Source organism: Pseudomonas sp. USHLN015 (assembly GCF_037153275.1).
In the GTDB taxonomy this organism is placed as follows: Bacteria; Pseudomonadota; Gammaproteobacteria; order Pseudomonadales; family Pseudomonadaceae; genus Metapseudomonas; species Metapseudomonas tohonis.
This window is the reverse complement of record NZ_JBBCKP010000007.1, coordinates 234,916-254,179: the sequence shown is the minus strand read 5'-3', so window position 1 is coordinate 254,179 and position 19,264 is coordinate 234,916. Positions and strand designations below refer to the sequence as shown.

20 protein-coding genes are annotated in these 19,264 nt (G+C 66.8%); 16 read left to right on the top strand and 4 right to left on the bottom strand.

Translation table 11 applies throughout. The features are described from left to right. Positions 1-24: 24 nt before the first annotated feature. The gene (gene rpmE, locus WFQ67_RS16265) at positions 25-237 is read right to left on the bottom strand and encodes a 50S ribosomal protein L31 (protein WP_111262825.1); all 213 of its coding nucleotides are present in this window, start codon (positions 235-237) and stop codon (positions 25-27) included. 162 nt (positions 238-399) lie between these two features. Between rpmE and WFQ67_RS16260 the strand changes: the two genes are divergently transcribed. The 10 genes from WFQ67_RS16260 (at position 400) to WFQ67_RS16215 (ending at position 13,177) form a co-directional block, all read left to right on the top strand. Continuing rightward, on the top strand, positions 400-2,619 hold the full coding sequence (locus WFQ67_RS16260; RefSeq protein ID WP_337057501.1) for a primosomal protein N': 2,220 nt from the start codon (positions 400-402) through the stop codon (positions 2,617-2,619). A gap of 146 nt (positions 2,620-2,765) precedes the next feature. After that, complete coding sequence (gene argS, locus WFQ67_RS16255) at positions 2,766-4,505, top strand: arginine--tRNA ligase (RefSeq protein WP_337057500.1); 1,740 nt, start codon at positions 2,766-2,768, stop codon at positions 4,503-4,505. A gap of 6 nt (positions 4,506-4,511) precedes the next feature. Further along, a complete protein-coding gene (locus WFQ67_RS16250) occupies positions 4,512-5,210 on the top strand; it encodes an SPOR domain-containing protein (RefSeq protein ID WP_337057499.1) in 699 nt (232 codons plus the stop codon). A 96-nt stretch (positions 5,211-5,306) separates the two neighbouring features. Beyond that, complete coding sequence (hslV, locus tag WFQ67_RS16245) at positions 5,307-5,837, top strand: ATP-dependent protease subunit HslV (RefSeq protein WP_213626752.1); 531 nt, start codon at positions 5,307-5,309, stop codon at positions 5,835-5,837. A 26-nt stretch (positions 5,838-5,863) separates the two neighbouring features. Further along, positions 5,864-7,201 (top strand): HslU--HslV peptidase ATPase subunit, encoded by a 1,338-nt coding sequence (gene hslU / locus WFQ67_RS16240; RefSeq protein WP_173171150.1) that lies wholly within the window; start codon positions 5,864-5,866, stop codon positions 7,199-7,201. A gap of 80 nt (positions 7,202-7,281) precedes the next feature. Further along, complete coding sequence (locus WFQ67_RS16235; RefSeq protein ID WP_337057498.1) at positions 7,282-7,653, top strand: DUF971 domain-containing protein; 372 nt, start codon at positions 7,282-7,284, stop codon at positions 7,651-7,653. Positions 7,654-7,944: 291 nt separating this feature from the next. Beyond that, positions 7,945-9,624 carry a class II poly(R)-hydroxyalkanoic acid synthase gene (gene phaC, locus WFQ67_RS16230; protein ID WP_337057496.1) on the top strand — a complete coding sequence of 560 codons (1,680 nt, stop codon included), beginning with the start codon at positions 7,945-7,947 and terminating at the stop codon, positions 9,622-9,624. A gap of 152 nt (positions 9,625-9,776) precedes the next feature. After that, the gene (phaZ, locus tag WFQ67_RS16225) at positions 9,777-10,634 is read left to right on the top strand and encodes a poly(3-hydroxyalkanoate) depolymerase (RefSeq protein ID WP_021221356.1); all 858 of its coding nucleotides are present in this window, start codon (positions 9,777-9,779) and stop codon (positions 10,632-10,634) included. Positions 10,635-10,818: 184 nt separating this feature from the next. Further along, positions 10,819-12,501, top strand: a complete 1,683-nt coding sequence (gene phaC / locus WFQ67_RS16220) for a class II poly(R)-hydroxyalkanoic acid synthase (protein WP_337057494.1) — start codon at positions 10,819-10,821, stop codon at positions 12,499-12,501. 61 nt (positions 12,502-12,562) lie between these two features. Beyond that, complete coding sequence (locus WFQ67_RS16215) at positions 12,563-13,177, top strand: TetR/AcrR family transcriptional regulator (RefSeq protein WP_213626760.1); 615 nt, start codon at positions 12,563-12,565, stop codon at positions 13,175-13,177. A gap of 46 nt (positions 13,178-13,223) precedes the next feature. Here WFQ67_RS16215 and WFQ67_RS16210 read toward each other — a convergent pair whose 3' ends face one another. The 3 genes from WFQ67_RS16210 to WFQ67_RS16200 all read right to left on the bottom strand — a co-directional run bounded on the left by WFQ67_RS16210 (position 13,224) and on the right by WFQ67_RS16200 (position 15,038). Continuing rightward, entirely contained in the window at positions 13,224-14,111 is an 888-nt protein-coding gene (locus tag WFQ67_RS16210) for a phasin family protein (protein WP_337057492.1), read from the bottom strand. Between the two features lie 10 nt (positions 14,112-14,121). After that, a complete protein-coding gene (locus tag WFQ67_RS16205; protein ID WP_111262815.1) occupies positions 14,122-14,562 on the bottom strand; it encodes a phasin family protein in 441 nt (146 codons plus the stop codon). A gap of 200 nt (positions 14,563-14,762) precedes the next feature. Continuing rightward, positions 14,763-15,038, bottom strand: a complete 276-nt coding sequence (locus WFQ67_RS16200; protein ID WP_213626765.1) for a polyhydroxyalkanoic acid system family protein — start codon at positions 15,036-15,038, stop codon at positions 14,763-14,765. A 142-nt stretch (positions 15,039-15,180) separates the two neighbouring features. Here WFQ67_RS16200 and ubiE point away from each other — a divergent pair, with 142 nt between their 5' ends. From ubiE to WFQ67_RS16170, 6 genes are all read left to right on the top strand, one after another. Further along, positions 15,181-15,951 carry a bifunctional demethylmenaquinone methyltransferase/2-methoxy-6-polyprenyl-1,4-benzoquinol methylase UbiE gene (gene ubiE, locus WFQ67_RS16195; RefSeq protein ID WP_111262836.1) on the top strand — a complete coding sequence of 257 codons (771 nt, stop codon included), beginning with the start codon at positions 15,181-15,183 and terminating at the stop codon, positions 15,949-15,951. Next, positions 15,951-16,568 carry a ubiquinone biosynthesis accessory factor UbiJ gene (locus WFQ67_RS16190; RefSeq protein ID WP_173171136.1) on the top strand — a complete coding sequence of 206 codons (618 nt, stop codon included), beginning with the start codon at positions 15,951-15,953 and terminating at the stop codon, positions 16,566-16,568. Before ubiE ends, WFQ67_RS16190 begins: the two co-directional genes overlap by 1 nt. Continuing rightward, the gene (ubiB, locus tag WFQ67_RS16185) at positions 16,565-18,160 is read left to right on the top strand and encodes a ubiquinone biosynthesis regulatory protein kinase UbiB (RefSeq protein WP_173171135.1); all 1,596 of its coding nucleotides are present in this window, start codon (positions 16,565-16,567) and stop codon (positions 18,158-18,160) included. Before WFQ67_RS16190 ends, ubiB begins: the two co-directional genes overlap by 4 nt. Before the next feature lie 80 nt (positions 18,161-18,240). Then, positions 18,241-18,642, top strand: a complete 402-nt coding sequence (gene hisI / locus WFQ67_RS16180; protein ID WP_337057490.1) for a phosphoribosyl-AMP cyclohydrolase — start codon at positions 18,241-18,243, stop codon at positions 18,640-18,642. Further along, complete coding sequence (locus WFQ67_RS16175; protein WP_111262810.1) at positions 18,635-18,970, top strand: phosphoribosyl-ATP diphosphatase; 336 nt, start codon at positions 18,635-18,637, stop codon at positions 18,968-18,970. The genes hisI and WFQ67_RS16175 overlap by 8 nt, the downstream gene beginning before the upstream one ends. 23 nt (positions 18,971-18,993) lie before the next feature. After that, entirely contained in the window at positions 18,994-19,260 is a 267-nt protein-coding gene (locus WFQ67_RS16170) for a twin-arginine translocase TatA/TatE family subunit (RefSeq protein ID WP_173171130.1), read from the top strand. Positions 19,261-19,264: the final 4 nt, after the last annotated feature.

The window sequence follows — 19,264 nt, the reverse complement described above, 5'->3', positions numbered from 1 at the left end:
AAGCCTCCCCGGTCACTCGGTCGCTTACTTGGCGCCGAATACACCGAAACGCTGCTTGAAGCGATCGATACGGCCGCCGGTGTCCAGGACCTTCTGCTTGCCGGTGTAGAACGGGTGGCACTCGGAGCAAACGTCGAGGCTGATGTTCTTGGCCAGGGTGGAGCGGGTCTTGATGACGTTACCGCAGCTGCAGGTAGCTTCGATCGCTACGTATTCGGGATGGATTTCCGGTTTCATGGCTTGATCCTCAGGTCTGGCGTGCCGCCACCCGACCCTATGTCGAGCACCGCACGGAAACAGGCGCAGGATCATACCAGAGCCGCGCCATCACGCAAGTCGGCCGCCGAGCCCGGCGACGTGCGGCCGTGCTAGGATCGCCCCGCCCGATCGGAGACCCCCGTGCCCAACGCCATCCTGCGCCTTGCCCTGCCCTCGCCCCTGCGCCGCCTGTTCGACTACCGCGCGCCCGCCGGCGTCCCGGCCAGACAGCTGCAGCCCGGCGTGCGCCTGCGCGTGCCCTTCGGCCGCCGCGAGGTGATCGGCGTACTGGTGGAAGTGGCCGAGCACAGCGAGGTGCCGGACGACAAGCTGCGCCCCGCCCTGGAGCTGCTCGACCAGAAGCCCCCGCTGCCCGCCGAGCTGTTCAAGCTCTGCCTGTGGACCGCCCAGTACTACCAGCACAGCCTCGGCGACACCCTCAGCTGGGCGCTGCCCGTGCTGCTGCGCCAGGGCGAGCCCGCCGAAGCCCGCCAGGAGCGTTTCTGGCACGCAAGCGAAGGGGCTCGCGCCGACGATCCGCGCCTGGCCCGCGCGCCGCGCCAGCGTCAGGCGCTGACCACCCTCGCCCAGCACCCCCATGGCGTCGCCCACCAGTTGCTCAGCCAGTTGCAGCTGAACAAGGACAGTCTCGACCTGCTGCTGGAAAAGGGCCTGGTCTACATCGAGACCCGCCGCGGAACGGCCGCGCCGCGCCACGAGCACTGGCTGGCGCAGGCCGAGTTGCCGCTCAACGCCGAGCAGCGCGCCGCCTACGACGCCGTGTTCTCGACCTTCGGCCAGTTCAATGCCTTCCTCCTGGCCGGCGTCACCGGTAGCGGCAAGACCGAGGTCTACCTGCAGCTGATCCGCGAAACCCTCGCCGCCGGCAAGCAGGCCCTGGTGCTGATCCCGGAGATCAACCTCGGCCCGCAGACGCTCGAACGCTTCTCCCGGCGCTTCAACGCCCGCATCGCCCTGCTGCACTCCGCCGTCAACGACCGCGAGCGCCTGGACGCCTGGCTCGCCGCCCGCGACGGCGAGGCCGACATCATCATCGGCACGCGTTCCGCGCTGTTCACGCCGATGAAGAACCCCGGCCTGATCATCATCGACGAGGAACACGACGCCTCCTACAAGCAGCAGGAGGGCCTGCGCTACCACGCCCGCGACCTGGCCCTGGTGCGGGCGCGGCAGGAGAACATCCCCATCCTCCTCGGCTCCGCCACGCCGTCGCTGGAAAGCCTGCAGAACGCCCACGCCGGCCGCTATGGCCTGCTGCGCCTGACCCAGCGCGCCGGCGGTGCCCGCCAGCCGCGCTTCCTGCGCCTGGACATCAAGAGCCGCCCGCTCGACTCCGGCATTTCCGGGCCGCTGCAACAGGCCATCGAGCAGACCCTCAAGGCCGGCCAGCAGGTGCTGGTGTTCCTCAATCGCCGCGGCTTCGCCCCGACCCTGCTGTGCCACGACTGCGGCTGGATCAGCCAGTGCCCGCGCTGCGACGCGCGCATGACCCTGCACCAGCGCTCCGGCGAACTGCGCTGCCACCATTGCGGCCAAGCCCAGCGCCAGCCCCGCGCCTGCCCGGACTGCGCCAAGGTCGACCTGCGCCCCGTCGGCGCCGGCACCGAGCGCGCGGAAGAGCGCCTGAACATTCTCTTCCCGGACGTCCCCGTGCTGCGCATCGATCGCGACAGCACCGCGCGCAAGGACGCCATGAACAAGCTCTTCGCCACCATCAACAAGGGTGAACCCTGCATCCTTGTGGGCACCCAGATGCTCGCCAAGGGGCACCACTTCCCCCGCGTCACCCTGGTCGCGATCCTCGATGCGGACGGAGGCCTGTTCTCCGCCGACTTCCGCGCCAGCGAGCGCATGGCCCAGCTCATCGTGCAGGTGGCGGGCCGCGCCGGCCGGGCGGAAGAGCCGGGCCGGGTGATCATCCAGACCCACCTCGCCGACCACCCGCTGCTGGTGCAGCTCACCGAAGAGGGCTACTTCGCCTTCGCCGAGCAGGCCCTCTCCGAGCGCCGCGCGGCCGGCCTGCCGCCCTTCGCCCACCTGGCGCTGCTGCGTGCCGAGGCGCACAAGCCCGGGCAGGCCGAGGAATTTCTCGATGCCGCCTGCGCCGAAGCGGAACATTTGCTCGCAGAACAGGGTCTGTCCGGCATCGAGTTGCTCGGCCCGGTGCCTGCCCCCATGGAGCGCCGCGCCGGCAAGCACCGCGCGCAATTGCTGATCCAGGCCAACGCCCGCGCGAGCCTGCACCGCCTGCTGACGCCCTGGAGCCTGGCCCTGGAGCAGTTGCCCGGCGGGCGCACCGTGCGCTGGTCGCTGGATATCGACCCGATCGACCTTTTCTAGCGGCGGGTCGCGCGCCAGGGCCTCCACCAGGGGGTTCCGGCACTCGGCCTGGCGCTTGGCGCTTGAAGCTGCGGGCTCAGCCCGCCGATAATGCCCAGTTTTCAACCAGCGCCCAGGCGCCGCCGCACACCGGCCGAGAGCAGAACATGAAAGACACCATTCGCCAGCTGATCCAGCAAGCCCTGACCCGTCTCGCCAGCGAAGGCGTGCTGCCCGAAGGCCTGGCTCCCACCATCCAGGTGGAAAACACCAAGGACAAGACCCACGGCGACTTCGCCAGCAACATCGCCATGATGCTGGCCAAGCCGGCCGGCCTGAAGCCGCGCGACCTGGCCGAGAAGCTGATCGCCGCCCTGCCCCAGGACAACCAGGTGAGCAAGGTGGAGATCGCCGGCCCCGGCTTCCTCAACTTCTTCCAGAACACCCAGGCCCTGGCCCAGCGCCTGGACGCCGCCCTGGCCGACGCCCACCTCGGCGTGCGCAAGGCCGGCCCGGCGCAGCGCGTGGTGGTCGACCTCTCCGCCCCCAACCTGGCCAAGGAGATGCACGTCGGCCACCTGCGCTCCACCATCATCGGTGACGGTGTGGCCCGCGTCCTGGAGTTCCTCGGCGACGAGGTGATCCGCCAGAACCACGTGGGCGACTGGGGCACCCAGTTCGGCATGCTGCTGGCCTACATGCAGGAACAGCCGGTGGACAGCGACGCCGAGCTGTCGGACCTGGAAGGCTTCTACCGTGCCGCCAAGAAGCGCTTCGACGAATCCAGCGAATTCGCCGACCGCGCCCGAGAACTGGTGGTCAAGCTGCAGGCCGGCGATGCCGAATGCCTGCGCCTGTGGAACCGCTTCAACGACATCTCCCTCAGCCACTGCCAGGCCGTCTACGACCGCCTGGGCGTGAAACTGACCATGGCCGACGTGAAGGGCGAGAGCGCCTACAACGACGACCTGCCCAACGTGGTCGCCGACCTGCGCGCCAAAGGCCTGCTCACCGAAAGCGACGGCGCGCTGTGCGTGTTCATGGACGAGTTCAAGAACGCCGAGGGCGACCCGCTGCCGCTGATCGTGCAGAAGGCCGGCGGTGGCTACCTCTACGCCACCACCGACCTCGCCGCCACCCGCTACCGCAGCGGCGTGCTCAAGGCCGACCGCGCCCTCTACTTCGTCGACCAGCGCCAGGCCCTGCACTTCCAGATGGTCTTCGCCGCCGCGCGCCTGGCCGGCTTCGTGCGCCCCGAATTCGAGATGGAGCACATGGGCTTCGGCACCATGAACGGCGCCGACGGCAAGCCCTTCAAGACCCGCGACGGCGGCACCATCAAGCTGATCGACCTGCTCGACGAGGCCGAGGAACGTGCCTATGCCCTGGTCAAGGAGAAGAACCCGGAGCTGGACGAGACCGAACTGCGCCAGATCGCCCGCGCCGTCGGCATCGGCGCCGTCAAGTACGCCGACCTCTCCAAGCACCGCACCAGCGACTACAGCTTCAACTTCGAGCAGATGCTGAGCTTCGAGGGCAACACCGCGCCCTACCTGCTCTATGCCTACACCCGGACCGCCAGCGTCTTCCGCAAGCTGGGCAAGGGCATCGACGAGATCGGCGGGCAGATCGTCCTCGCCGCCGAGCAGGAGCAGGCCCTGGCGGCCAAGCTGGCGCAGTTCGCCGACATCCTCAACAACGTCGCCGCCAAGGGCGTGCCGCACATCCTCTGCACCTACCTCTACGACCTTGCCGGCCTGTTCTCCAGCTTCTACGAGAACTGCCCGATCCTCGCCGCCGAGGACGAAGCCACCCAGCAGAGCCGCCTGCGCCTCGCCGCGCTGACCGGCCGCACCCTCAAGCAGGGCCTGGAGCTGCTCGGCCTGCAAACCCTGGAACGCATGTAACGGACTATGGCGAAGAAGAAAGCAGCACCCAAGCGCGGGGCCAGCCGCTACCAGGCACCGCCGAAGAAGCCGGTGCCGGGCTGGGTCTGGCTGGTGATGGGCCTGGTCATCGGCGGCTTCGTGGTCATGCTGATGAAGCTCGAGCCGGGTCGCGACGATATCCGCCGCACCAAGCCCGAGCAGCAGGCGGCGAACGGCAAGCCGACGCCGCGCCCGCAAACGGGTGGCCAGCCGCAAACCCAGGCGACACCGGAACCGGCCAAGCCCAAGTACGACTTCTACACGCTACTGCCGGAGTCCGAGGTCATCGTGCCGCCGGACGCCCTGCCCAAGGACACGCCGCCGACGCCGCCCACCCAGCCGGTGACGCCCGAGGAAGCGGCGAAGATCGACGCAGCTCGCGCCGAGGCCGCCCTCGCTGGCCAGACGCCGCCTCCCCCGCCCACCGTGGCCAAGGCGCCGGTGACCCAGTTCTTCCTGCAGGCCGGCTCCTTCCGCAAGAAGGACGACGCCGACCGCGTGCGCGCGCAGATCATCCTGCTGGGCCAGAATGTCCAGGTGGAATCCGGCACCGTGCGCGAGGAAACCTGGTACCGCGTGCTTGTCGGCCCCTTCGCCACCCGCGAGCAACTGGCCGGGGCACAGAAACAGTTGGCCGGCAGCGGCTTCGGTAATCTCCTGTTGCAACAGCGGCAGGTACGCTGATCGGCTATTCGCAGGCGCGCGGTTGAAAAGCCGCGTCGCCTCCCCCATCTGGGTTTCCATTCGGGCAATTCGCCCCGCTGCGTGGAGACTTCCCCCTTGACCACCATCGTTTCAGTCCGCCGCAACGGCAAAGTCGTCATGGGCGGCGACGGCCAGGTTTCCCTCGGCAACACCGTGATGAAAGGCAATGCCAAGAAGGTGCGTCGCCTCTACCACGGCCAGGTTCTTGCCGGCTTCGCCGGTGCCACCGCAGATGCCTTCACCCTGTTCGAACGTTTCGAAGGCCAGTTGGAGAAACACCAGGGCCACCTCGTCCGCGCCGCCGTCGAGCTGGCCAAGGACTGGCGCACAGACCGCTCCCTCAGCCGCCTGGAGGCCATGCTCGCCGTGGCCAACAAGGACGCCTCGCTGATCATCACCGGCAACGGCGACGTGGTCGAACCCGAGCACGGCCTGATCGCCATGGGCTCCGGCGGCGGCTTCGCCCAGGCCGCGGCCACCGCGCTGCTGCAGCGCACCGACCTGTCCGCTCGCGAGATCACCGAGACCGCCCTGAACATCGCCGGCTCGATCTGCGTGTTCACCAACCAGAACCTCACCGTCGAGGAGCTGGACGCCGCCGAGTGAGGCCGTTCAGACCGGAGTTTCCGTACATGTCCATGACCCCCCGCGAGATCGTCCACGAACTCAACCGCCACATCATCGGCCAGGACGACGCCAAGCGCGCCGTGGCCATCGCCCTGCGCAACCGCTGGCGGCGCATGCAACTGCCGGTCGAGCTGCGCGCCGAGGTGACGCCGAAGAACATCCTGATGATCGGCCCGACCGGCGTCGGCAAGACCGAGATCGCCCGCCGCCTGGCCAAGCTGGCCAACGCGCCCTTCCTCAAGGTCGAGGCCACCAAGTTCACCGAGGTGGGTTATGTGGGCCGAGACGTCGAATCGATCATCCGCGACCTGGCCGACGCCGCCGTGAAGATGATGCGCGAGCAGGAGATGCACAAGGTGCGCTTCCGCGCCGAGGACGCCGCCGAGGACCGCATCCTCGACGCCCTGCTGCCGCCGGCCCGCAACGGCTTCGGCGACGAGCCGCAGCGCGAGGACTCCAACACCCGGCAGCTGTTCCGCAAGCGCCTGCGCGAAGGCCAGCTGGACGACAAGGAGATCGACATCGAAGTGGCCGAAAGCCCCGCCGGCGTCGAGATCATGGCCCCGCCCGGCATGGAGGAGATGACCAGCCAGCTGCAGAATCTCTTCTCCAACATGGGCAAGGGCAAGCGCAAGAGCCGCAAGCTCAAGGTCAAGGAAGCGCTGAAACTGGTGCGTGACGAGGAAGCCGCGCGCCTGGTCAACGAAGAGGAACTCAAGGCCCGCGCCCTGGAAGCGGTGGAGCAGAACGGCATCGTCTTCATCGACGAGATCGACAAGGTCGCCAAGCGCGGCAACGTCGGCGGCGCCGATGTCTCCCGCGAGGGCGTGCAGCGCGACCTGCTGCCGCTGATCGAAGGCTGCACCGTCAACACCAAGCTGGGCATGGTCAAGACCGACCACATCCTGTTCATCGCCTCCGGCGCCTTCCACCTGTCCAAGCCCAGCGACCTGGTGCCCGAACTGCAGGGCCGCCTGCCGATCCGCGTGGAGCTCAAGGCACTCTCGCCGGAGGACTTCGAGCGCATCCTCACCGAGCCGCATGCCTCGCTGACCGAGCAGTACAGCGCGCTGCTGAAGACCGAAGGCCTGAACATCGAGTTCGCGCCCGAAGGCATCAAGCGCCTGGCCGAGATCGCCTGGCAGGTCAACGAGAAGACCGAGAACATCGGTGCCCGCCGCCTGCACACGCTGCTGGAGCGCCTGCTCGAGGAAGTCTCCTTCAGCGCCGGCGACCTGGCCGCCCAGCACGACGAGAAACCGATCCTGATCGACGCCGCCTACGTCAACAGCCACCTCGGCGAGCTGGCGAAGGACGAAGACCTGTCGCGGTATATTCTCTGACCGCAGCCTCAAGCCCCAAGCTGCAAGCGGCAAGCACCACGCCTCTTGCAGCTTGAAGCTTGCCGCTTGGAGCTATCGCTATGCGCATCCCCACTTCGATCGAATTGCACAAAGCCTCCCGCACCCTGGTGCTGGGCTATGGCGATACGCGCTACAGCCTGCCAGCCGAATTCCTGCGGGTGCATTCGCCGTCGGCCGAGGTGCAGGGCCACGGCAAGCCGATCCTGCAGTACGGCAAGGCACGGGTCGCGCTCACCGGCGTCGAACCGGCGGGCAACTATGCCCTGAAACTGGTCTTCGACGATGGCCACGACAGCGGCCTCTTCACCTGGGACTACCTCTTCGAACTCGCCACCCGCCAGGACGAACTCTGGAAGGACTACCTGGAGCAGCTTGCCGCCGCCGGCCGCTCTCGCGATCCCGACGAAAGCGTCGTCCGCCTGATGCTCTGATCCGGTGCACCGGCCAGCCCCCTTCTGGCCAGGCCGCACAAGGTTAGAGCGCATTTTCTAGAACCCCGCGACATACTCCCTCCGCGCGCGCCCGTCCCCGGGCCAGCTTGCGCAAATCCACAAACTCGGGTAACCAAGAACTGGCAGGTTCCATGCATTTGGCAACCACAGGTTCATAGAAATCGGCGAAGTTCTCTTCGCACCCCCGGTAACCCGAGCAGTACCAGGCACGCTTAACTGTCCCGTACAGCAGTCACCCGGTATCCGCCTCTGGACAATGGAGCGTCGTAGATGAGCAACAAGAACAATGAAGACCTGCAGCGACAAGCCTCGGAGAACACCCTGGGCCTGAACCCGGTGATCGGCATCCGTGGCAAGGATCTGCTGACCTCCGCGCGCATGGTCATGCTGCAGGCCATCAAGCAGCCCTTCCACAGTGCCAAGCACGTCGCCCATTTCGGGGTCGAGCTGAAGAACGTCCTGCTCGGCTCCTCCGCCTTGCAACCCGAAGCCGACGACCGTCGCTTCGCTGACCCGGCCTGGAGCCAGAACCCGCTCTACAAGCGCTACCTGCAGACCTACCTCGCCTGGCGCAAGGAACTGCACCAGTGGATCGAGCACAGCGACCTGTCCGCATCCGACACCAGCCGCGGCCACTTCGTGATCAACCTGATGACCGAAGCCATGGCCCCCGCCAACACCATGGCCAACCCGGCGGCGGTGAAGCGCTTCTTCGAGACCGGCGGCAAGAGCCTGCTCGACGGCCTCTCGCACCTGGCCAAGGACCTGGTGAACAACGGCGGCATGCCCAGCCAGGTGAACATGGACGCCTTCGAGGTCGGCAAGAACCTCGCCACCACCGAAGGGGCGGTGGTGTTCCGCAACGACGTGCTGGAACTGATCCAGTACAAGCCCATCACCGAGCAGGTGCATGAGCGCCCGCTGCTGGTGGTGCCACCGCAGATCAACAAGTTCTACGTCTTCGACCTGTCCCAGGAGAAGAGCCTGGCGCGCTTCAACCTGCGCAACGGCATCCAGACCTTCATCGTCAGCTGGCGCAACCCGACCAAGGCCCAGCGCGAGTGGGGCCTGTCGACCTACATCGAAGCGCTCAAGGAAACCATCGAGGTGGTGCTGAAGATCACCGGCGCCAAGGACCTCAACATGCTCGGTGCCTGCTCCGGCGGCATCACCACCGTCGCCCTCCTGGGCCATTACCAGGCGATCGGCGAGCACAAGGTGCACGCCTTCACCCAACTGGTCAGCGTGCTCGACTTCAACCTCGACACCCAGGTCGCGCTGTTCGCCGACGAAACCACCTTGGAAGCCGCCAAGCGCCGCTCGTACCAGTCCGGCGTGCTCGAAGGCAAGGACATGGCCAAGGTCTTCGCCTGGATGCGCCCCAACGACCTGATCTGGAACTACTGGGTGAACAACTACCTGCTCGGCAACGAGCCGCCGGTGTTCGACATCCTCTACTGGAACAACGACACCACGCGCCTGCCCGCCGCCTTCCACGGCGAGCTGGTGGAGATGTTCAAGACCAACCCGCTGACCCGCCCCGATGCGCTGGAGGTCTGTGGCACCCCGATCGACCTGAAGAAGGTCACCTGCGACTTCTTCTGCGTAGCCGGCACCACCGACCACATCACCCCCTGGGAGGCCTGCTACCGCTCCGCCCGCCTGCTGGGCGGCAAATGCGAGTTCGTGCTGTCCAACAGCGGGCACATCCAGAGCATCCTCAACCCCCCGGGCAACCCCAAGGCGCGCTTCTCGACCAACAGCGAGATGCCGGCGGACCCGAAGGAATGGCAGGAGAACGCCACCAAGCATGCCGACTCCTGGTGGCTGTACTGGCAGACCTGGCTGGCGGAGCGCTCGGGCAAGACCAAGAAGGCCAGCTTCACCCTCGGCAACAAGGCGTACCCGGCCGGCGAGGCATCGCCCGGGACCTATGTCCACGAACGTTGATCGCGCGGCTCGCGCATTGCTGCCCTGGCACCCGGACGTGCCGACCTGGCCCACCGCCAAGACCGGCGGCGGCCTGAACCAGGCTTGGCCTGGCGCTACAGGGAGGCCCCTCGCGGGTGCCTCCCGTCGTTTCAATCCATAGGGGCCAGCGCATGCCGCAACCTTTCGTCTTCCGCACCATCGACCTCGATGGCCAGACCATCCGCACCGCCGTCAGGCCCGGCAAGGACCACCTGACGCCGCTGCTGATCTTCAACGGCATCGGTGCCAACCTCGAACTGGTGTTCCCCTTCGTCCAGGCGCTCGACCCGGACCAGGAGGTGATCGCCTTCGACGTGCCCGGTGTCGGCGGCTCGTCCACCCCGAGCAAGCCCTATCGCTTCCCCGGCCTGGCCAAGCTCGCCGCACGCATGCTCGACTACCTGAACTACGGCCAGGTCAACGCCATCGGCGTGTCCTGGGGCGGCGCCCTGGCGCAGCAGTTCGCCCACGACTACCCCGAGCGCTGCAAGAAGCTGATCCTCGCCGCCACCTCGGCCGGCGCGATCATGGTGCCCGGCAAGCCCAAGGTGCTCTGGCGCATGGCCAGTCCGCGACGCTACATCCAGCCGTCCTACGGCGTGCACATCGCCCCGGACATCTACGGCGGCGCCTTCCGGCGCGACCCGACCCTGGCCATGGCCCACGCCAGCAAGGTGCGCTCCTCGGGCAAGCTCGGGTACTACTGGCAGCTGTTCGCCGGCCTCGGCTGGACCAGCATCCACTGGCTGCATCGCATCCGCCAACCGACCCTGGTCCTGGCCGGCGACGACGACCCGATCATCCCGCTGGTGAACATGCGCATGCTCGCCTGGCGCATCCCCAACTCGGAACTCCATGTCATCGACGACGGCCACCTGTTCCTCGTGACCCGCGCGGAGACGGTGGCGCCGATCATCATGAAGTTCCTCGCCCAGGAGCGTCAGCGGGCGGTCATCCATCCGCAGCCCATGCAACTGCGCAACCCCTGAAGCCCAGGCGCGCCGGTGGCTCCGCTCCATGATGGGGCGGAGGCACCGCATTCGCCCCTCCGGGAGCGCGTTGTAACGAACTTGAATTTCCAGCGCAGTAGTCTGGAATGCACCTATTGCGCTCAGTGGTACGAGCCTTGCCTAACCCTCCTTGACGACGGATTGATTACGGAGTGTTGCCCCCATGCGAGAGAAACAGGTGTCGGGTGCCTTGCCGGTCCCCGCTAACTACATGAACGCGCAGAGCGCGATCGTCGGCTTGCGAGGCAAGGACCTGGCCTCCACCGTCCGCACCCTTGCCCTGCAGGGGCTCAAGCACCCCGTGCACAGCGCCCGGCACGTGCTCGCCTTCGGCGGCCAGCTCGGCCGCGTGCTGATGGGCGACACCCCGCACAAGCCCAATCCCCAGGACGCACGCTTCGCCGATCCCTCCTGGAGCCACAACCCGTTCTACCGTCGCGGCCTGCAGGCCTACCTGGCCTGGCAGAAACAGCTCTACGCCTGGGTCGAGGACAGTGACCTCAGCGATGACGACCGCGCCCGCGCGCGCTTCGTCCTGGCACTGGTCAGCGACGCCATGGCGCCGTCCAACAGCCTGCTCAATCCCCTGGCGGTCAAGGAGCTGTTCAACACCGGCGGCTTGAGCCTGATCAACGGCGTGCGCCACCTGTTCGACGACCTGCTGAACAACAACGCGATGCCCAGCCAGGTCAGCAAGCACGCCTTCGAGATCGGGCGCAACCTGGCCACCACCTCCGGCTCGGTGATCTACCGCAACGAGCTGCTGGAGCTGATCCAGTACAAGCCGATGAGCGAGAAGCAGTACCTCAAGCCCCTGCTAATCGTCCCCCCGCAGATCAACAAGTTCTACATATTCGACCTCTCGCCGGAGAAGAGCTTCGTCCAGTACGCGCTGAAGAACGGCCTGCAGGTGTTCATGGTCAGCTGGCGCAACCCCGATGCCCGCCACCGCGAATGGGGCCTGTCCACTTACGTGCAAGCGCTGGAGCAGGCGGTCGACGTGGCCCGTTCCATCACCGGCAGCAAGGACGTCAACCTGATGGGGGCCTGCGCCGGGGGCCTGACCATCGCCGCCCTGCAGGGCCACCTCCAGGCCAAGCGCCAGTTGCGCAAGGTCAGCAGCGCCAGCTACCTGGTGAGCCTGCTGGACAGCCAGGTCGACAGCCCCGCCGCACTCTTCGCCGACGAGCAGACCCTGGAAGCGGCCAAGCGCCGCTCCTACCAGCACGGCGTGCTGGATGGCCGCGACATGGCCAAGATCTTCGCCTGGATGCGTCCCAACGACCTGGTGTGGAACTACTTCGTCAACAACTACCTGCTGGGCCGCCAGCCACCGGCCTTCGACATCCTCTACTGGAACAACGACAACACCCGGCTGCCCGCCGCACTGCATGGCGACCTGCTGGACTTCTTCAAGCACAACCCGCTCACCCGCGGCGGTGCGCTGGAAATCTGCGGCACCCCGATCGACCTGCAGAAGGTGACCGTGGACAGCTTCAGCGTCGCCGGCATCAACGACCACATCACTCCCTGGGACGCGGTCTACCGCTCGGCACGCCTGCTCGGCGGCGAGAGCCGCTTCCTGCTGTCCAACAGCGGGCACATCCAGAGCATCCTCAACCCGCCGGGCAATCCCAAGGCCAACTACCTGGAGAACGGCAAGCTTAGCTCCGACCACCGTGCCTGGTATTACGACGCGAAGAACGTCCAGGGCAGTTGGTGGCCCGAATGGCTGAGCTGGATACAGGCGCGCTCGGGGGAGCAGCGCGAGACCCTGGTCGCCCTCGGCAACCAGGCCCACCCACCCATGGAGGCAGCACCCGGCACTTACGTGCACGTGCGCTGAAGACGTTCGGCTGGCCGGGGCGCACCCGGCCGGCCGCATGCAACGACGACAAGAAGACTGGATGAAGACCCGAGACCGGATACTCGAATGCGCCCTGATGTTGTTCAACCGCGAGGGCGAGCCCAACGTCACCACCCTTGAAATCGCCACCGAACTGGGCATCAGCCCGGGCAACCTCTACTACCACTTCCACGGCAAGGAACCCCTGGTGATGGCGCTGCTGGAGCGCTTCCAGGATGAGCTCGCGCCCCTGCTCGACCCACCCGAGGACGTGGAGCTCGGCGTCGAGGACTACTGGCTGTTCCTGCACCTGATCGTCGAGCGCCTGGCACAGTACCGCTTCCTCTTCCAGGACCTGTCCAACCTCGCCGGGCGGCTGCCCAAGCTGGCCCGTGGCATGCGCAACTGGCTGAATGCCCTCAAGCGCACCCTGGCCTCGCTGCTGGCACGGCTCAAGGCGCGGGAACGACTGGTCAGCGATACCGAATCCCTCGGCCAGTTGGTGGAGCAGATCACCCTCACCCTGCTGTTCTCGCTCGACTACCAACGCATCCTCGGCAACGAAGGAGAAGTGCGCCTGGTGGTGTACCAGATCATGATGCTGGTGGCCCCGCACCTGCAGGACGAATCACGCCAGGCCGCCGAACGCATGGCCCGGCGCTACCTGGAGGCCTGAAACGCAAACGCCCGGCGCAAGGCCGGGCGTCTGTGGTCCCTGGAGATCAGGACTGGCTTGGCGTGCTCGCCGGAGCGGCCGGTGCCGGAGTGGCGGCCGGGGTGCTCGGTGCAGCGGCCGGAGCCGGGGTCGCGGCCGGGGTCGACGGCTTGGCGGCTGCCGGTTTCGGCGCAGCGGCTTTCTTCACCGCAGGCTTCTTCGCAGCAGGTTTGGCAGCGGGCTTCGCCGCAGGCTTGGCCGCAGCTGCAGGCTTGGCAGCGGCTGCGGGTTTGGCCGCCGCCGGCTTCGCCGCAGGTTTGGCTGCTGCCTTCGCAGCGGGTTTCGCGGCCGGCTTGGCGGCGGCCTTGGCTGCCGGTTTGGCGGCGGCGGTCTTCGCTGCAGGCTTCGCAGCGGCCTTCGCGGCCGGTTTGGCGGCGGGCTTGGCAGCCGGTTTGGCCGCAGCGGTCTTCGCAGCCGGCTTGGCGGCGGGTTTCGCTGCTGCCTTGGCGGCAGGCTTGACCGACTTGGCGGAGACGCCGGTGAGCTTCTCGATCTGCCGGGTCAGGCTGTCGACCTTGCTGTTCAGGTCCTTCACTTCGTTACGGCTGGGTACGCCGAGACGGGAGATGGCACTGTTCAGGCGCTTGTCGAACGCCTCTTCCAGCTCGCTCCACTTGCCGATCGCCTTGTCCTTGACCTCATCGACCTTGGACTTGGCGGAGCCGACGCGTGAACCAACGCGGGACTTGACCGCATCGACCTGCTTGTCGACTTCGGTCTTGGCCTGTTTTTCAGCCTTCTCACCGTCCTTGACCAGCGCATCGAACAGCTTGGTGCCGTCGTTGCTGACCTTCGAGTAGGCCCCCAAGCCAGCCAGCCAGATCTGGCGCGAGTATTTCTCGATCTCGCCGATCCAGGAGTTGGTTTCTTTCGTGGTTTTTTTCTTACCAGCCATCCTGCTCTCCTTATTTGGTTCGCGCGACGTGCTCGAGCAACGCGCTCAGCTCATCAAGCTTAGCAGAGAGTGCCTCAACGTCCTGTCGCGAGGGAATACCCAGGCGATTGAGGGCGACGGCGACACGGTTGTCGAACGCCTTTTCGATCTTGTCGAGCTGCACTTCGACCTTTTCCTTCACGCCGGTGACCGAGCCCTTCACGCTGCCCTTCACCGAATCGATCTGGCTGTTGGCGGCTTCGACTCGCGCATCGACGGCCTTGCGGCCCTGCTTCTCGACACCCTCGCCGGCCTTCACCAGGTCACGCAGGTAGTCGGCGCCTTCCTGCCCGGCCTTGGCGTAGGCACCCAGGCCGGCCAGCCAGATCTTGCGGGCATAGAGACGGACATCGGAAAGGACGGTGGTCTTGCTTGCTTCGACTTTCTTCTTGACGACGGCTGCTTTGGCCATGGTGCACCTCACTCGGATAATGGAGGACTCGCCCTTTCTCAGGGCTTGGGGTGCACGTTAGCGAGGAAAATTAGAAACCGCATACTAGCCGCGGGTAGGGTCCGGTCGGCCGGGGCGCCGCGTGGAGCCCGTGATGGCGAAGCCGTTGCAGCCCCGCCGGAACCGGCATCCCCGACGCAGCGGGGATGCCGCTGGAACACTCAGACCAGGTACTCGTCCAGCGCCTTCTCGATCTCGCGCTTGATGCTGCCGCTCATGGCCGAGAGCAACAGGCCCAGCTTCACCTCGACGTTGACCTTGTCGTCGCTGACCTCGATCTGCCCGTCGGCACCGCTGCGCTTGAACTCCAGGGTGTCGCCACGCCACTGGTAGCGCACGTCGTACTCGCGGGCGAGGCGCTCGGCGAGCTGCTCGGCCTTGGCCCTGACAGCGGTGCGACCCAGGCTGTGGGAACGTTCGACATTGATGCGGGCCATGGGCCAACTCCTGACTGCGACTTATGGTCGCGCGACTATAGCAGGCCGGCCCTGGGCCCTGGCGAACCGGCACCGCTCGGGGCCAAGACAAAGCAGGGCAACCGCGCCTAAAATGGCCGCCAATTTCTTCCGGGGCAGCGACATGAACGATCCGCGCAAAGGCAGCGATGCCGAACCCACCACCCACTTCGGCTACCAGAGCGTTCCCGAGAGCCAGAAGGCCGACAAGGTCGCCGAGGTGTTCCATTCCGTGGCCGCCAAGTACGACCTGATGAACGACCTGATGTCCGGCGGCGTCCATCGGCTGTGGAAGCGCTTCACCATCGAGCTCTCCGGCGTGCGTCCGGGCAACCGCGTGCTCGACATCGCCGGCGGCACGGGCGATCTCACCCGCCAGTTCTCGCGCCTGGTCGGCCCGACCGGCGAGGTGGTACTGGCCGACATCAACGCCTCGATGCTCAAGGTCGGTCGCGACAAGCTGCTGGACAGCGGCGTCGCCGGCAACGTCAGCTTCGTCCAGGCCGACGCCGAGCAGCTGCCCTTCCCCGACAATCATTTCGATGTCGTCACCATCGCCTTCGGCCTGCGCAACGTCACCCACAAGGACGCCGCCCTGCGCTCCATGCTGCGCGTGCTCAAGCCCGGTGGCCGCCTGCTGGTCCTGGAGTTCTCCAAGCCCACCAGCGGCCTGCTTTCCAAGGCCTATGACGCCTACTCCTTCAGTCTCCTGCCGCTGATGGGCAAGCTGATCACCAACGACTCCGAGAGCTACCGCTACCTGGCCGAGTCGATCCGCATGCATCCCGACCAGGAAACCCTCAAGGCCATGATGGTGGAGGCCGGCTTCGAACGCGCCACCTACCACAACATGACCGGCGGCATCGTCGCCCTGCACCGCGGCATCAAGCCCTGATGCTCACCCAGGCCCTGCTCGCCGGCGTCGAACACGGCATCAACCGCGTCCTCAGGCTCGACGGCACCGCGTTGCCACGCCTGTCGCGCCTCGAAGGCAAGGTGATCGAGATCGACTGCCTGGCCCCCGCCCTGCAGCTGTTCATCCTCCCCGGGGGCGACGGACTGCAACTGGCCGCGAACTGGGCCGCCCCGGCCGATTGCCGCCTGCGCGCGCCGGCCGCCAGCCTCCTGCGCCTGGCCCTCAGCCGCGAGAAGACCGCCGTCCTGCACCGCCCGGAAGTCGAGCTGGACGGCGACAGCGCCGCGCTCATGGAGCTCGCCGGCATACTCCAGGACCTCGAACTGGACTGGGAGTACGAACTGTCACGCTGGCTCGGCCCGGTCGCCAGCCAGCTGCTCGGCGCGCACGTCCGCAGCCGGGTCGACTGGACCGCACAGAGCCTCGACAGCCTGCGCCTGAACCTCGCCGACTACCTGGCGGAGGAGTCGCGCACACTGGTCGGCCAACGTGAGGCGGATGCCCGCTTCGCCGAACTGGACCGCCTCAAGGTCGACCTCGACCGCCTCGACGCCCGCATCGGGCGCCTGACCCAGAAAAGCAAACCCAACGCATGAAGCTGCTCGCCGTCCGCCGTCTGCTGCGCATCCAGAGTGTGGTCATCCGCTACCGCCTCGATGACCTGGTCTTCGACCTGCCGCTGCCCTGGTGGCTGCGCGCCCTGAGCTACCTGCTGCCCTGGCGCTGGCTCCCGCGCAAGCGCCTGGAGCTCTCCCGCGGCGCGCGCCTGCGCCTGGCGCTGGAAGGCCTCGGCCCGATATTCATCAAGTTCGGCCAGTTGCTGTCCACCCGCCGCGACCTGCTGCCGCCGGACATCGCCGACGAGCTGGCACGCCTGCAGGACCAGGTCCCGCCCTTCGACCCCGCGCAGGCCGTGGCACGCATCGAGGAGCAGCTCGGCGCCCGCGTCAGCGAGGTCTTCGCGCGCTTCGACGTCGCCCCGCTGGCCTCCGCCTCGGTGGCCCAGGTCCACGCCGCGCAGCTGAAAAGCGGCGAGGAAGTCGTGGTCAAGGTGATCCGCCCCAACCTGCGGCCGATCATCCGCCAGGACCTCGCCTGGCTGTTCATCCTCGCCCGCGTCGCCGAGCGCCTGTCCAGCGACGCCCGCCGCCTGCGCCCGGTGGAAGTGGTCAGCGACTACGAGAAGACCATCTACGACGAACTCGACCTGCTCCGCGAGGCGGCCAACGCCAGCCAGCTGCGGCGCAACTTCGAAGGCTCGCCGCTGCTCTACGTGCCCCAGGTGTACTGGGACTGGTGCCGCCCCAAGGTGCTGGTGATGGAGCGCATCTACGGCGTCCCGGTCACCGACCTGGCGACCCTCGCCGACCAGCGCACCGACCTCAAGCTGCTGGCCGAACGCGGTGTGGAGATCTTCTTCACCCAGGTGTTCCGCGACAGCTTCTTCCACGCCGACATGCACCCCGGCAACATCTTCGTCAGCAACCGCCAGCCCTGGAACCCGCAGTACATCGCCATCGACTGCGGCATCATCGGCAGCCTCACTCCAGAGGACCAGGACTACCTGGCACGCAACCTCATCGCCTTCTTCAAGCGTGACTACCGCCGCGTCGCCCAGCTGCACATCGACTCCGGCTGGGTGCCCGCCGAGACCCGGGTCAACGATTTCGAGGCGGCCATCCGCACCGTCTGCGAGCCGATCTTCGAGAAGCCGCTCAAGGACATCTCCTTCGGCCAGCTGCTGCTGCGGCTGTTCCAGACCGCGCGCCGCTTCAACATGGAAGTGCAGCCGCAACTGGTGCTGCTGCAGAAGACCCTGCTCAACATCGAAGGCCTCGGTCGCCAGCTGTACCCGGACCTCGACCTCTGGAGCACCGCCCAGCCCTACCTGGAGCGCTGGATGCGCGAGCGCATCAGCCCCAGGAGCCTGCTGCACAACCTGCAATCCCAGGTCGAGCAGGTGCCGCACCTGGCCAACATGACCCGCGACCTGCTGGAACGCATGAGCCAGCCCCATGCCGCCGATCCGCCGCCGCCCTGGCACAAGCCCCGCGACGGCCTGGCCCTGCGCCTGATCGGCGCCGCCCTGCTGGTGGGCGCCGCCACCCTCGGCCTGGAGCAGCATGCGGCGGCCTGGCCCGCCTGGCTGATGCTGGCCGGTGGTCTGTATCTGGTATTGCGCCGATAGCCAAGCCTGCGCCGGCGCTGGCACACTAACCGCCCCGGTCAGGCCACGCATGGGCGCCTGACCCGCTCGTGGAAGCACAAATGAACGACTGGCTTGAACAGATCCACTGGAATGCGGACGGCCTGGTCCCGGCGATCGCCCAGGACCACAAGACCGGGCGCATCCTGATGATGGCCTGGATGAACCGCGAATCCCTGGCCCTGACAGTCGCCGAGAACCGTGCCATCTACTGGTCACGCTCGCGCGGCAAACTGTGGCGCAAGGGCGAGGAATCCGGCCATGTGCAACGCCTGCACGAGCTGCGCCTGGACTGCGATGCCGACGTGGTGGTGCTGATGGTCGAGCAATTCGGCGGCATCGCCTGCCACACCGGCCGTGAAAGCTGCTTCTACCGCGTCTTCGAAAATGGCGACTGGAAGACCGTCGACGCGGTCATCAAGGACCCCGATGCGATCTACCACGCAGGACATACGCATGAGTGACACCCTCACCCGCCTCGCCGAGGTCCTGGAGGCGCGCAAGGGCGCCGCTGCGGACTCCTCGTACGTGGCCAGCCTGTACCACAAGGGGCTGAACAAGATTCTCGAGAAGGTCGGCGAGGAATCGGTGGAAACCATCCTGGCCGCCAAGGACGCCGCCACCAGCGGCGACTGCAGCGATCTGATCTACGAAACCGCCGACCTCTGGTTCCACAGCCTGGTCATGCTCGCCGCCCTCGGCCAGCACCCCCAGGCCGTTCTGGACGAACTGGATCGTCGCTTCGGCCTGTCCGGGCACGCTGAAAAAGCCGCCCGCCAGCCTTCCGCATAACGCATTAGCCTCAGGAGCAAACCATGGGTATTTTCGACTGGAAACACTGGCTGGTCATTCTGATCGTCGTCGTCCTGGTGTTCGGCACCAAACGCCTGAAGAACCTCGGCTCCGACGTCGGCGAAGCGATCAAGGGCTTCCGCAAGGCGATGAACACCGAGGAAGACCAGAAGGCCGAGCAGGCCGCCGCCCAGCCGCAGGCACAGCAGCCCGGCGCTCCGCTGAACCAGCCGCACACCATCGACGGCCAGGCGCAGAAGGTCGAAGAGCCGGTAGTGCGCAAGGACTGACCCA

Coding starts and splice junctions, on each gene's coding strand:
- rpmE (WP_111262825.1), bottom strand. CDS start 237: ATGAAACCGGAAATCCATCCCGAATACGTAGCGATCGAAGCTACCTGC.
- argS (WP_337057500.1), top strand. CDS start 2,766: ATGAAAGACACCATTCGCCAGCTGATCCAGCAAGCCCTGACCCGTCTC.
- WFQ67_RS16250 (WP_337057499.1), top strand. CDS start 4,512: ATGGCGAAGAAGAAAGCAGCACCCAAGCGCGGGGCCAGCCGCTACCAG.
- hslU (WP_173171150.1), top strand. CDS start 5,864: ATGTCCATGACCCCCCGCGAGATCGTCCACGAACTCAACCGCCACATC.
- WFQ67_RS16235 (WP_337057498.1), top strand. CDS start 7,282: ATGCGCATCCCCACTTCGATCGAATTGCACAAAGCCTCCCGCACCCTG.
- phaC (WP_337057496.1), top strand. CDS start 7,945: ATGAGCAACAAGAACAATGAAGACCTGCAGCGACAAGCCTCGGAGAAC.
- phaZ (WP_021221356.1), top strand. CDS start 9,777: ATGCCGCAACCTTTCGTCTTCCGCACCATCGACCTCGATGGCCAGACC.
- phaC (WP_337057494.1), top strand. CDS start 10,819: ATGCGAGAGAAACAGGTGTCGGGTGCCTTGCCGGTCCCCGCTAACTAC.
- WFQ67_RS16215 (WP_213626760.1), top strand. CDS start 12,563: ATGAAGACCCGAGACCGGATACTCGAATGCGCCCTGATGTTGTTCAAC.
- WFQ67_RS16210 (WP_337057492.1), bottom strand. CDS start 14,111: ATGGCTGGTAAGAAAAAAACCACGAAAGAAACCAACTCCTGGATCGGC.
- WFQ67_RS16205 (WP_111262815.1), bottom strand. CDS start 14,562: ATGGCCAAAGCAGCCGTCGTCAAGAAGAAAGTCGAAGCAAGCAAGACC.
- WFQ67_RS16200 (WP_213626765.1), bottom strand. CDS start 15,038: ATGGCCCGCATCAATGTCGAACGTTCCCACAGCCTGGGTCGCACCGCT.
- ubiE (WP_111262836.1), top strand. CDS start 15,181: ATGAACGATCCGCGCAAAGGCAGCGATGCCGAACCCACCACCCACTTC.
- WFQ67_RS16190 (WP_173171136.1), top strand. CDS start 15,951: ATGCTCACCCAGGCCCTGCTCGCCGGCGTCGAACACGGCATCAACCGC.
- ubiB (WP_173171135.1), top strand. CDS start 16,565: ATGAAGCTGCTCGCCGTCCGCCGTCTGCTGCGCATCCAGAGTGTGGTC.
- hisI (WP_337057490.1), top strand. CDS start 18,241: ATGAACGACTGGCTTGAACAGATCCACTGGAATGCGGACGGCCTGGTC.
- WFQ67_RS16175 (WP_111262810.1), top strand. CDS start 18,635: ATGAGTGACACCCTCACCCGCCTCGCCGAGGTCCTGGAGGCGCGCAAG.
- WFQ67_RS16170 (WP_173171130.1), top strand. CDS start 18,994: ATGGGTATTTTCGACTGGAAACACTGGCTGGTCATTCTGATCGTCGTC.